General features: G+C 67.9%; 13 protein-coding genes. 9 read left to right on the plus strand and 4 right to left on the minus strand.

Annotated features, from left to right (window positions below):
• Positions 1-594: 594 nt before the first annotated feature.
• The 3 genes from E0497_RS18885 to E0497_RS18895 all read right to left on the minus strand — a co-directional run bounded on the left by E0497_RS18885 (position 595) and on the right by E0497_RS18895 (position 4,222).
• Complete coding sequence (locus E0497_RS18885; RefSeq protein ID WP_137726342.1) at positions 595-1,125, minus strand: single-stranded DNA-binding protein; 531 nt, start codon at positions 1,123-1,125, stop codon at positions 595-597.
• Between the two features lie 107 nt (positions 1,126-1,232).
• A complete protein-coding gene (locus tag E0497_RS18890; RefSeq protein WP_137726343.1) occupies positions 1,233-2,894 on the minus strand; it encodes a hypothetical protein in 1,662 nt (553 codons plus the stop codon).
• Between the two features lie 236 nt (positions 2,895-3,130).
• A complete protein-coding gene (locus E0497_RS18895) occupies positions 3,131-4,222 on the minus strand; it encodes a hypothetical protein (RefSeq protein ID WP_137726344.1) in 1,092 nt (363 codons plus the stop codon).
• A gap of 292 nt (positions 4,223-4,514) precedes the next feature.
• Here E0497_RS18895 and E0497_RS18900 point away from each other — a divergent pair, with 292 nt between their 5' ends.
• The 6 genes from E0497_RS18900 to E0497_RS18925 all read left to right on the plus strand — a co-directional run bounded on the left by E0497_RS18900 (position 4,515) and on the right by E0497_RS18925 (position 8,558).
• Positions 4,515-5,354: a RusA family crossover junction endodeoxyribonuclease gene (locus E0497_RS18900; protein WP_137726345.1), complete on the plus strand. Its 840-nt coding sequence runs from the start codon at positions 4,515-4,517 to the stop codon at positions 5,352-5,354.
• Between the two features lie 46 nt (positions 5,355-5,400).
• Positions 5,401-6,813, plus strand: a complete 1,413-nt coding sequence (locus E0497_RS18905; RefSeq protein WP_161987451.1) for a replicative DNA helicase — start codon at positions 5,401-5,403, stop codon at positions 6,811-6,813.
• Positions 6,814-6,869: 56 nt separating this feature from the next.
• Positions 6,870-7,295 (plus strand): hypothetical protein, encoded by a 426-nt coding sequence (locus E0497_RS18910; protein ID WP_137726347.1) that lies wholly within the window; start codon positions 6,870-6,872, stop codon positions 7,293-7,295.
• A 17-nt stretch (positions 7,296-7,312) separates the two neighbouring features.
• On the plus strand, positions 7,313-7,537 hold the full coding sequence (locus E0497_RS18915; RefSeq protein WP_137726348.1) for a hypothetical protein: 225 nt from the start codon (positions 7,313-7,315) through the stop codon (positions 7,535-7,537).
• Positions 7,537-7,974: a hypothetical protein gene (locus E0497_RS18920; RefSeq protein ID WP_137726349.1), complete on the plus strand. Its 438-nt coding sequence runs from the start codon at positions 7,537-7,539 to the stop codon at positions 7,972-7,974. Before E0497_RS18915 ends, E0497_RS18920 begins: the two co-directional genes overlap by 1 nt.
• A gap of 113 nt (positions 7,975-8,087) precedes the next feature.
• A complete protein-coding gene (locus tag E0497_RS18925; protein ID WP_137726350.1) occupies positions 8,088-8,558 on the plus strand; it encodes an HD domain-containing protein in 471 nt (156 codons plus the stop codon).
• On the opposite strand, the gene E0497_RS18930 is transcribed toward E0497_RS18925, so the two are convergent.
• Positions 8,555-9,298 carry a hypothetical protein gene (locus tag E0497_RS18930; RefSeq protein ID WP_137726351.1) on the minus strand — a complete coding sequence of 248 codons (744 nt, stop codon included), beginning with the start codon at positions 9,296-9,298 and terminating at the stop codon, positions 8,555-8,557. The two genes, E0497_RS18925 and E0497_RS18930, sit on opposite strands and share 4 nt — an antisense overlap.
• Positions 9,299-9,536: 238 nt before the next feature.
• On the opposite strand from E0497_RS18930, the gene E0497_RS18935 reads away from it, so the two are divergent.
• From E0497_RS18935 to E0497_RS18945, 3 genes are all read left to right on the plus strand, one after another.
• Positions 9,537-9,872: a hypothetical protein gene (locus E0497_RS18935; protein WP_137726352.1), complete on the plus strand. Its 336-nt coding sequence runs from the start codon at positions 9,537-9,539 to the stop codon at positions 9,870-9,872.
• Positions 9,873-9,891: 19 nt separating this feature from the next.
• Complete coding sequence (locus tag E0497_RS18940) at positions 9,892-10,737, plus strand: hypothetical protein (RefSeq protein ID WP_137726353.1); 846 nt, start codon at positions 9,892-9,894, stop codon at positions 10,735-10,737.
• Between the two features lie 544 nt (positions 10,738-11,281).
• On the plus strand, positions 11,282-12,259 hold the full coding sequence (locus E0497_RS18945; RefSeq protein WP_161987452.1) for a DUF932 domain-containing protein: 978 nt from the start codon (positions 11,282-11,284) through the stop codon (positions 12,257-12,259).
• The last annotated feature ends 152 nt before the right edge of the window (positions 12,260-12,411 follow it).

A 12,411-nucleotide genomic window follows, 5' to 3' on the forward strand; every position in this document is an offset into this window, starting at 1 on the left:
TCCTGGACCTCCCGGCGGACGCCTGGATCAACAAGCCGCCCGCACACGGCGACGCGGTCGTCTCCCGCCCGGATCAGGCCGCCGCGTAACACCCGTTGGACTCATTCACCTTGACAAGTTCCGAGCCCCCGAGTTGTTGCTGTAGTCGGGCGCTGAGCGCATTGCCGCGTCGTGTGCGTGCCACCGTTTCCCCTTTCCTGGTCACCGGTCCGGGGAATGATCGCAGGCGGGTTTCGGGTGTTCGGGGTGTCGCGTGCCTGGCTGGTCCGGGGCGGTGTGTGGCCGTGACAACGGTTGGGGACGTGACAACGGTTGGGGACGTGACGGTTTCGCTGGTCACAGATGGTCCAGGGGAGGTGGCTGCTGGTGTGGGTGCGGCTGCGGCGGGGCGGCTGCAGCGGCGGTCGGTGGTCTTGCTGGTGCGGCTACTTTGGTGAAGTCACAGCCCGCGGGATGCGGGGCCACCGAGCGGGCTGTCCGGCTGTGACGATGGCGGCGTTGCAGGCTCGACCGGCCGGCGACTCGACGCGGGGCAGAGACGACTGTGGGGCCCGAACCAGTGTTCGGGCCCCACAGTCAGCGGGAGGATGTCGGTCAGAACGGAGGCTCGTCGCCCGCGCCGACCTGGGCGGTACCTGCGCCCCACGGGTCTTCGGTGGGGGTGCCGCCACCGCCGTTGTTGCCCCATGCGTCGCCGCCGGTGTTGGTGTTCGCTGCGCCGCCACCGCCGTAGTTGCCGCCGCCACGGTTGCCGTTGCCGCGGGTCGTCTTCTGCACCTTCGCGGTCGCGTAGCGCAGCGACGGGCCGATCTCCTCGACCTCGAGTTCGACGACAGAACGCTTCTCGCCTTCCCGCGTCTCGTAGGACCGCTGCTTGAGTCGGCCCGACACGATCACCCGGGAGCCGCGGTCGAGGGATTCGGCGGCGTTCTCGGCGGCCTCACGCCACAGGTTGCAGCGCATGAACAGGGCTTCGCCGTCCTTCCACTCGTTGGACTGGCGGTCGAACACGCGGGGGGTGGATGCGACGGTGAAGTTCGCGACGGCCGCGCCGGCGGGTGTGAAGCGCAGTTCGGGGGCTGCAACCAGGTTGCCGATGATGGTGATGAGGGTGTCGCCTGCCATGGCAGTGCCTTTCTCTCAGTGGAAACTTGTGGGGAGGTTCTGCGCGGTTGACGGTGTCACCGCCGGTTCCGGGGCGCGGCACACTGCGTGCCGCGCCCCGGGGTGGGTTACGCAGGCTGCGGCTGCGGCTGCGCCTGCTGGTAGGCGGTGGCAGCGAACTCGACGAACCGCTGCGGGTTCGACTCCCACGCGGTGAGCATGTCGGCGAACTCGGCGGCGGGGATCTGAGTGACGTCACCGGTGCCCGCCACCTTCACCAGGAACGGGACGACACGGTCCTCGTGGCCGCGGAGTTTGCACTGGGCGATCAGCGCCTGCCACCGCCCTGCCAACGCTTCGGGGGTGTTCGCGGCGGTGGACTGCCCCCCAGCCGTTTCCTGCCCGGCGGGCGCGGACTGGTTCGCGGCCGCCCGTTCCTGCTGGCGGGCCTGCTGCGCGGCCTGCGACGCCGCCGCCTTGGAGGCGTCGTTGATCGGGGTCGCATCGCCGTACTGTTCGTCGAGGTGCTGGGCGACGGACTGCATGGCGCCACCGAACACGGCGGTCGCCTGTGCAACCACCGTCTTGCGCCACGTGTCGCGGGCGGTGTCGTCGGAGAGCATCTGCAGGCCGAACGGCACGAGACGAGATGCGATCTGGTGCACCCACCTACCGGCCTCACCATGCGAGCGATCCATACGGTTGGCGGCGCCGACGACGGCGGCCTGCACCTGGTCGGCCATCTCGAGCAGCAGGTTCGTGAGGCTGGTCGCGGCCGTGGTGAGGGCGGGAACGTCCAGGAGGCGCGGTGCCCGCTGTTCCTGTTCGGCGAGATCCTGTTCGGTGTAGAGGGCGTTCTCGAGCAGGATCATGGCGCCCGCCCACGTGTTGCGCCACCCGGAGGTCAGGTAGGAGCCCGCGTTCACGCGGCCGTCGGAGTTGAACGGCTCCCACGGCTTCGCTTCGCGGGAGCGGGCGTTGCGCAGTTGCGGGCGGGTCGCTGCGGGCGGGGTGTCGACCGCGCTGGAACCGGTGAGCAGTCGGGCGGCGACAGCGTCGGCGAGCGCGTCGACATCGACGGTGGTGGCAGCAGGGGCAGGGGCGGCGGCACGTTCGATGATCGCGCCGGTCGGTTGGCCCTCGGCGTCGGCGACGCGGGTGTACCCGGCCGGTACCAGTTCACCGGCGTGGTTGTTGCGGAACGTCGCCCACGCCAGCGGATCGGTGACAGCCTCACCCGACAGCATGTTGGTGTGCGGGTCGGCGGCGGGCCCGATTGCGACGATCACGTTCGAGCAGTTCGACCGCGTCATGCCGGCGGATGATTCGGTGCCCTTCCCTTCCTTGGTGGCGCCACGCAGTTCGTTGATCGGGGTCAGGTAGGAGATGACCTCCTTGTCGAGATTGCGGTACTTGCGCTTCGTCTCGATCGCCACGTACAGGGGCGTCTTGTTCGCGTGCGCGTGACGGACCGCGTTCTCAAGTTCGCCACCAGCCTGGATGGACGCCCCGAAGTTCTCTCGCAGCCCGATCGTTTCGCCGTGCTCGTTCTTCGCGGACGCCGCGTTCAGCTTCACGTACAGCGACGGGGACCGTTGTTCCTGCGAGCGCGGGCTGTCGACGCTGTCGATTTCGATCGACATGAACTCGCGGATGAACACCTGCGAGTGCACAGGCAGGTTCTCCACCTCCCCGCCGCCGACCCGGACTGGTACCGGCTTCGAGGGCGCCTTCGTGTACGCCACGTACGACGTGTTGTGCGTCTGTCGCGTGAACTGCTGCTCCGCCATCCTTCTCTCCCTGCTCGACTGCGCCGCACCTCGTTGGCGGGGCTAGTGAATCTCCGATGCCCAAATAGTGGCCGGGCCTACCGACAAGTGCGGCACCACACGGTATTCGTGCTGGTTACGGGCATGACAGGGTCGCGGGGCGTAGTTCCGTGAACGATGAAGCCCACCCTGCAGCGTGCAGGGTGGGCTTCATCGTCAGATCGTGGTGGCGGAGATACCGCCAGCAGATGTTGTGGTCAGCACCAGCGGCTGCGCCGGCAGATGAACCCGCCGCCGCCACCGCCACTGCCGCCACCGGAGCTGTAACTGTGCCCGGAGCTGTAGCTCGGGACCGGAACGGCGTAGATGTTCCCGTCATCGTCAAAGGAGTAAGTCGTGTGGTCGTCGTCTGCGGTGTTCAACTGTCCGTCAGGCCCGGCTCGCAGCGCATCCAACTTCTCCTCACGGGCTTTGCGGAGTTCGTCGGCGGCTTGCCGCTCCTGCCTCGCACGTTCAGCAGCGGCTTCCCGACGAGCCGCCTCCTCCTCCTGGCGTTTCTTCGCCTCGACACGCGGTTGGTCGGCAATTCTGCACGCTGCCTGTGATCGTCGTGATGCGTCCCAGGCTGACTGATTTGCGTCGACAAGGCGCATGAACCACTGTCGGTCGCTACCGATCTTGTAGTCCGCCTGATCGATCTGCTTGTCGATGGATGTGGTGGCAGCGACCGAGAGATCGATGAGTGGGTCGAGATTCGCGTACCCCTCCGTCAACAGGGTCTCGTTAACTGAGCCAGATGCGGGCGCAACGGTCTGGACATCGCTGGTCGGAGTCGCTGCCGACGATTTGGTGGTCGTGGTCGCTGCCGACGATTTGGTGGTCGTGGTCGTGCCAGCCGTCGTCGACGACGGCGTGGCTGGTGGCACGGCGACCGGGTTTTCTGTGAACACGTAACCGGAACTGGTGGAAAGCAAGTCGGTGCCCAAGGAGCCACCCAAGCCGTAGTGGTTTACAGCTCGAACCACACGGACCGCGGTGTCGGCAGGCAGTAGCTCGCTGAGTCTTTGACGAAGGGCCTCCTTTGCAGCTGCCTCCTGCCCGCCACAGTACGGGACTTGGATACGCGCCACCGTGATCTGTGTAGTGCGACTCCCGAAATCTATCTTCACCTGCGGTTCATCCTTGTAGGACAGATCTGCCTCGACGACAGTCCCTACCCACTCCGTTGCCTCGGGGTCCGCTTGTACAGGCCCCAAAGCAGTCTCGTCGTCTCCGGAACAGCTGCGGAACAACCCCACGATCAGTAGAACGAACACCACAGCAAGCGCGATGCGCCACTTCGTTTTCACCCTTGTAACCCCACCCTTGAGACGCGTCGGGCCTGCCCTGGCTTCACGCCGGGACAGGCCCAATCGGATTGCAGCGGATAGAGCGTAGATGACCAGGTAGATCGCCTGTGCGTCGTTCCAGATTTCGGTGCGCGCGTTGTTGCTCGATCAGTCTGGGTAGGCGGATTCGCGCCGCGTGAACGTGCGTCCTCGCCTCGCGGATCGTCCAGGCGCCACGAGGGCTGAACACCGTGTTCACTTGCCGGCACGCGGCCACCCGAACACCGGAGATGCGGGTTCTAAGGTCCGGTCCATGAACGCTGACGCGCTGCTCTCCACTGGATCCCACCAGTTGTGCCCGGGCTGCCAGGCTGCGCTGATCCCGGTGGCCCGGCAGTTGTGCAGTACATGCCGGCAGAACCCGGCTGTGTCGGTGCCGACCCCTGCGGTGAAGGCGGCGCCGGCCACACGCGGTGGTCCGCTGTCCGAGTCTCGGGTGCGGGACTCACACCGGGGTGGGTTGCTGCACCAGCCTGATCACACGATGTGGCTCGTCGCGGCGGGGAAACCAGTAACGCAGGGGTCGATGCGGGCGGTCGCGGTGGGGGTGATCAGGCACGAGAACGGCGCCCAACTGCATGCATGGCGGGACACGATCACCCGGGAAGCGTTGCGGGTCGGTGGGGTCGATTGGGCGTCGATCGACGGGCCGGTCCGGTTGAGTGTCGCGTTGACGGTGCCCGCGCCGACACGCCCCAACGCGTCGGCAGTCGAAACAGTTGATGGGCGGGGCACTCCACGGGTGGCGCCGATGACCACCCCGGACGTCGACAAGCTGCTGCGTGCTGTCCAGGACGCGTTGTCGCCGCGTGACAACCGCAAGTCGGGGGAGTCGGTGAAGACGCGGGACCGCCGGTTCAAACTCCTCACCGATGATGCGCGGATCGTGGATTCGGCGGCGGTGAAAACGTATCCGGCGCCCGCACACACTCATCCGTGGGCGCTGCCGTGGCCGGGGGCGGTCATCCGGATCTCGTCACTCGACGTCGACACGGACCCGTTTCCGAACTCGACGTTGCGGCAGCCTGCGCAGTTCCCGGCCGCTGCGGTCGGATTGCGGGATGCGGTCGGTGCCCGCAGGGTGCCGGCGTGATCGGCGGGTGCCGCACCACTACTGGTGTCGGGGTGAGGGTGTGGGCGTGACGGAAATCAGCAAGGTTGCAGAGCAGGTGCTTCTCGGTCGGCTCCTCGAAGGCGACGACGACACGTTCCTGGCGTCGGCGACATCGGTGTTGACGCCGGCCGCGTTCACCTCAGTGGCACATCAGGTGGTGTTCACCGCGATCTGCCGGCTTGTCGGTGACGGGATGCCGGTCGACCTGCCGATGGTCGCCGAAACCCTCACCGCACGCGGGCAGCTCACCGAGATCGGTGGGGCGTCCACGTTGTCGGCGATGACGACGGCGTCGTTGTCGGCGTCCGCGCGGGCACCGCAGCAGCATCTCGAGGCGTTGGCGAGCCGGGAACAACTCGGCCGGTTGCAGGCGGAGATGGAGCGGGCCCTGGACCTGATTCGGGATGGGCAACTCGGGTCTGTCGACGAGGTGCAGGCCCGGCTGTCGACGGTGTTCGATGCTCCGTCGTTCCAGTCGACGGTCCTGCCGGACATCGGCGTTCAGGTCCAAGACCTGCACACCACGTTGCAGACGCGACTGCAGCAGGGCCCCGAGGGCATCGACGGTGTCCCCACCGGCTGGGCAGACCTCGATGGGGGACAGGACGCGATGGGGTTAGTGAAGGGCCTCAAACCGGGCTGGTTGACGATCCTCGCGGCCCGACCCGGCACCGGTAAAACGACGGCGATCGTCGACTGGGTGCGCGCCGCCTGCAACGCCGGCAAAGGAGTGGTGTTCTTCTCCCTCGAGCAGACCGCCGCCGAACTCACCGAACTACTCGTCGTCGCCGAGTGCGGGAACCTGCACCGCGACAAACTGCAAGACCCAGCGCAGCTGTCGGACATCGCCTGGGACAAGGTGTCGGAGGCGATGGCGAACGTCGCCGCATGGAACCTCATCATCGACGACTCATCCCGCACACTGCCCCGCATGCGGCGAGTCGCAGCCGCAGCCCGCAGCAAGTTCCAGGCCAACGGCGGGGATCTGGACGTCATGTTCGAGGACTACATCCAGCTCACCGACGCCGCCGACCCACAACAGGCGGCGATGCCCCGCGCCCAACAGATCTCCGACATCGCGAACGGCTTCAAAGCGATGGCCAAGGACATGGGGATCAGCGTTGTCGCGGCCGCCCAGTTCAACCGTGGCCCCACCGAATCCGATCGGGCCCCCCGAATCAGCGACATGAAGGGCTCCGGTGGCCTCGAGGAAGCCGCGGACCTGGTGGTGGGGTTGCACCGGCCGTTCGCGGTCGACCCGCACGGCTCGACGGAAACCCCGGACGATCTGACCTGCCTGATGCTCAAGCACCGCCACGGGCGGGCGGGCGGCTCTTTTTCACGCACCTTCCTCGGAGAGTTTGCGAGGACATCGGAGCCGCGACCCCGCCAGTTCACGTCGGCACCGGTCGAACCTGCTGCGGCGGAACCGCGATGAACGATCCGCCTCCTGCCGTCTCGGTCCTCCCAACTTCCGATTCCCTGCCACCGTCGATGCGACAGAAAGCCGCCGCCATGACCGTCCCCACCACCGGCGTCCCGGACATCGGGTCACGTGAACGCACCCTGATCGGATACCCGCCCGCCAACCGATTCCTCGACGAACCAGTTGGCCGGCCGCCGGTGATCGACGCCGACGGGTACGCGTGGATCTACCGGCCACCGCGCACGGACCGTTCCCTGCGAGTCCTTGAGGAGAGTCGGTGGGAACGGCAGGCCCTCATCGTCGTCGGCCGCCGGTGCATCCCGGATCCGGCGATCGATGGGGACTGGACGGACGTTGTAGCTGCTGGTCCCGCGCGTCTCGCCAACCCCGACGACGACCTGTCGATGGTGTACCTGCACTACCCATCCGGCTGGCACCAATTCACACCGATCGGCACACCGGTCCGGGTGCCTGCACCCCGCACCCGCCCGTGAGAGGACACCCCGCCGCCATGACACCGCCACTGAACCACCCCGACCGGATCGGGCAGGTCGACACGACCGTCTACCGCTGCGACTGCGGCGCAACCTTCCACGCGCTCAGTCGGATCGTCCGCGACTCCCGCAACCCGGCCCTGCCCACCGCAATCGACCTGACATTCACCGAAGGCCGCGCCTTCCGCCGAGAACACACCGACCACGGAACCATCACCCGCGACGACACGGAGACCCGCTGATGGCAACCTCCACCCCACTCGACCTCGACCAGGTGCTCGCGCACGTGAACAAGGCCCGCGCTTTCCCAGACGGCGACCTTGCGACAACCCTCGGACTCCTTGCACAGGCGCACACCGAACTCGTTGCTTCCCGCCGCCGCGAGCACACCACCACCGGCACCGCACCCGACGCGGGCGTCCTCGCTGAACTCGTTGAGCACCAACTACGCCGGCACACTCTCGGATTCGCTGACGCCTTCGCTGTCAGCACCCTGCCGGCCACCCGCTACAACAGCGACGCGGTCGCAGCCCTGTTCACGCGGATGGCGTGCACACCGATGTGCTCCGGTGCCACACACACCCGATGCCAGGACAAGGCACACAACGCGATGAACGCGCTCGGCATCACCCCACCTGACACCGATCCCGAACCGGCGGTTGTGCCGACCCGCCGCTGACACCCCACCCGCCCACCGTGATTCGAGGCGGGAACGCGGCGTCGAGACTCCGCGGGTGAAGCTCCGGTAGAGCCATTGAACAGCCCATATGCTGATGGGCAGGAAGGGAGAACATGGGACACACGATCACCGAACTCGCCGAGCAGATCGCCACCACCGCCCACGAGGGCCAGGTCGACAAAGCTGGCCAGCCGTACATCACCCACCCGGCCCGCGTCGCTGCCCGCGTCGCCGGCGACGACCTCGCGGTCGCCGCAGCCTGGCTGCACGACGTCGTCGAAGACACCACCGTCACCCTCGCCGACCTCGAACAGTCGTTCCCGCCGGCGGTGACGGCCGCCGTCGACGCCCTCACCCGCCGCGACAGCGAGACCCCGACCGACTACTACGCCCGCATCCGCCAGATTCCGCTCGCGGTCACGGTCAAACTCGCCGACCTCGACGACAACAGCGACCCGAAGCGCCTCGCGCGACTCGACGACGCCACCCGAGACCGCCTGACCGCCAAGTACACCCGCGCCCGGGCCGAACTGGCCGCGCAGCCCGGGCCAGGCTCGACAATCGACCGGCGGGGCGTCAGCTAGAGCAGACCGGCCTCCTGCATGCCGACGAGCTTGCCGGCCTGTGCACGCCACACGACATCGAACTGGGCGATCGCATTGTCGGTCGGCTCACCAGCGAACGTGTAGTCGACCTGCACCGTCACGTCACCGGCCCGACCCCACCCGTACAAGGTGGTGGTGGCGCGGTCACCGGCGACGGTGACCGCGTAGACGCGGGCGTCGTCGAGACGGTAGAACGCGGGGGAGATGGGCAGTGACGCCAACCGCAGCTGCTGCTCGGCGCCGTCGTCGACGACAAGACGGGTTTGCGTGCACGCCTCGAGCCAGCCGTCGATGACCGCCGGATCAGTGCTTGTCGAGTTCGACAACTGCACGTTGATGACCTGGCCTGCGCCGGGATTGACGAACCGGGAACCGGACCACTTGTCGCCCGACACCACCATCTTCTGCACGTCGGTCTGCAACGATCCGCCCGGCACACACTGACTGTTGTCGGGGGCGCGCATCCTGTCCGGGGTTGCCGCGGTCTCTGGCCGGCCCTCGACGTCGAGTTCTTCCCAGCCGATGAACGTGCGTGCCGGGATGTCGTTGATCGACAGGATCGGGTCGTCGTAGGCGTGATCGTCGACCGGGTTGGTGCGGGTGAACACGATCGCGATCACCGCGAGGACCACGACGACGGGGATGGTGACACCGACGGTCACTGCGACACGACGGTGCTCGTCGAGCCACCGTGTCATCTCCGAGAGCCGTTCGCGCATGCTGCTTCTCCTTCGCCGCGTCTGTGATGCCGGGCCATCGTGGCAGGCGCACTTCCGGTGTTGATGTCTCCGCGGGCGCCCTGTGCCCGGAACCGGCCGCGACATGATGTCGGCGAACAGCAGTGCAGCGCAGAGAGGCAGCAGGATGGTTGGGCAACCCACCCGTGCAACAACCGGGGGCGACCGTACGGGGGCGGTCAGCCGCGCTGATCTCCTCGCGGCCGCCAAGATTGTCGACGTGAGCGTGCCGGAGATGCCGCTGACGAAGCTGATCCGGCTGTCCGCCACCCACTACAACGACCGCAACACGGGCAAGCGGGCCGCGGACTTCGCATCCGATGAACAGTTCATGGCCAGGATCTGCGTCAACTACCTCCGGCATTCGTGCAGCGGCTACGACGCGCACCGCGACTTCATCCGGGCTGTCGCATCACCGGAAGATCGGGCGGCGGTCGGGGCGGTGATCAAGGGCCGTGTACTGCGCGCGATCGCGCAGGCGTATCCGATGCTCGCAGACGAGGCGCACCAGCAGGCGCTACGTGAGGACACGAAACCCGCCGGCCGCCGCCGGTGACCAGCAGCAGGGGAGCAGCATGAACAGGCGCGACATGTGGGTGCAGATGGTGAACCCGGCCCGGGTCGGACACGACGCCGACAGTCGGTATGCGCGACTAACCCGGTGGCATGACCGCGCCGACAACTACCTGTGGGTGGCCGGGATCGTGGTCGCCGCCGTCGTGTTCACGCTCCTGGTCCTGGTGGCTCCCGCGTGGGTTGCTGGCCCTGTCGCTGCCGGTGGCGCGGCCGCAGCGGTTGTTGTCGGGCGCCGCAGATACCGGCGGGCACTCGCGTCCGCTCGTGGCGCTGTGCGGGAGCTCGATGACACTGTTGGGCCGGCGACGGTGTCGCGGAGCAGTCTGGTCGATCCGACTGTCCGCATGCTGGCAGATCAGGCGGTGTCGGCGCAGGCCCGGATTCTCGGGTCCGCCGCCTACCGGCAGGGCAGCCTCGGGGAGCCCGACACGGTCACTGCGCAGGTCACGGCCACCACGTGGCAGGCGGTGTGTCGGGCCGCCCAACTCGATCAGCTGGTGCTCGCGCGGGCGCGACTGGCCGCGGAGATCCGGGGGTGGCGGATCCCCGACGCTGCTATCGCGCTCGAAGCCGAGCAGGCGGACCGGGTGCTGGCACAGCGGCGGCAGGCGCTCGAGACGGCGACCGCTGACCTGACTGCGCTGGCGGACCTTGTCGCCGACTTCGACGGCCGGCTGTTGACCACGGCCGCACGGGACGCGTTGCGAGGCGTGGCCGGTGCTGCCGAGAGTGCTGCGGCCTTACCGGATTCCCTTGCCGACGATCTGGCGGCCCGGATCTCCGCCGCCCATCATGTTCTCGACGCCGGCGGATACACGCCACGCGAGCTGCCGCCGCGCATGTAGCGCACCCCAAGTCGGGGACTGGATCGGCGGTGAGAGCTGCCGGTGCCGTGCCGGTTTCTGCAGTTCATCGTGTGGGCGGAGCCCGCGCCCCCCGCATTCGAGGACGGACGGACATGTCCTGGCCTGCGTACACCCGCGGGAACGGAGCCGCCCCTGCCGGTCGAGGACCGGCAGGGGCGGAAATAGGTGTGTCCGCTTGCCGCCGCACGAGCTGAGGACATTTCCTCAATGAAGCCCGCCTACCAGCGGGAACGACGCCAAGTACCAGCATCGTACTTGCCTCCCGGGCCGTCGTCGCGGGCGTGATTCCGGTGCAGCCCCGACACGTCGCGACGCGGCGGCACCTGTTCGCGCAGTACACGACAACTACCGAAAACCCGTGCCAGCCTGTCCGCCGCTCGGCCGGCTGAACATTCGCCGTGAACTGCAGGAACCCGGGACGGGGTGGGTTGCGGCCGTGCCGCACATGTCGGGACAGCCCGGCAACATTCGTGGCATCGGAAAGCACACACGCCCCACGGGGCCAACCAACCAGGAGGACAGCATGACCGCTCCGACCACCCTTCCCCGCGCCGCCCACCGTCTCCCCGCGCAGTCCGTGCTCGGCACCGACATCGCCGCCGCCACCAACACCGGCGACGCGCTGCGCATGGCGGGCCTCGACTGGGGTCTGGCCGTGCACGACACCGAGAACATGACCCTGCTCGGCAACTCCGGTGTCATCAGCACCTCGCTGCCCGGTCAGCGCATGATCATGCGCGACGACACCTACCAGGGCCTCGCCGTCGTCGGCTCCCGATACACCCCGGTCAGCAACGCGGCCGCGTTCGCCCTCGCCGACGATGCACGCCTGCTCGGGGCGACGTTCGCGCACGCCGGTGAACTGGACTTCGGTCGCCGCACGTTCCTGACGATGGATCTGCCGGAGGCGCGAGTTCACGTGGGCGGCAAGGACATTGTCGACTTCGGCATCGTGTTCCGGACCTCGCACGACGGGTCGGGCTCCATCGTCGGTGAGGTCACCGGCAAGCGCCTCGTGTGCACCAACGGACTCACCCTGGGCATCGGGCAGGCGCACCGGTGGTCGATCCCGCACACCGCCTCCGCGCACGACCGCATGGATGCGGCGCGGGTGCTGCTGCAGGGCGCGACCCGCTACGCCAAGGAGTTCGCGGCGATCGGTGAACTGCTGATCTCGCGGCCGATGACGGTCACCGAGTTCATCACCTACATCGACGCCCTGTACCCGCAGCCCGACGAAGCGAAGAAGGCGGCGGTGACCCGCTGGGAGAACCGTCGCGGCGAACTGCTCGACCTGTTCCGCCTCGCCGGAACCCAGGAAGAGGGCCGTATGACCCAGTGGGCCGCGCTGAACGCGGTCGTCGAGTGGGAGGACTGGGGCCGCAGCGTCCGCACCTCCGACGGGGAGAGCGTCGACCAGGCGCGCGCCGCCCGCCAGTTCAACAACGCCGACTCCACGGGCACCAAGCAGAACGCCTACCGGATGCTGCAGCCCGCCTGATCCCACCTGCACGACGAAACCCACCCCGCACACGCGGGGTGGGTTTCGTCGTGTCCCCGGCCAGCTCAGATGGGGGACTGGACCGAAACGGGGGTGGGGTCGGCGGCTATCACCGAACCCCGCCGCCTACCGTGAACACCGCCCGCCGCCCA

The sequence above is a fragment of the Prescottella subtropica genome (assembly GCF_005434945.1).
GTDB classification, from domain to species: Bacteria; Actinomycetota; Actinomycetes; order Mycobacteriales; family Mycobacteriaceae; genus Prescottella; species Prescottella subtropica.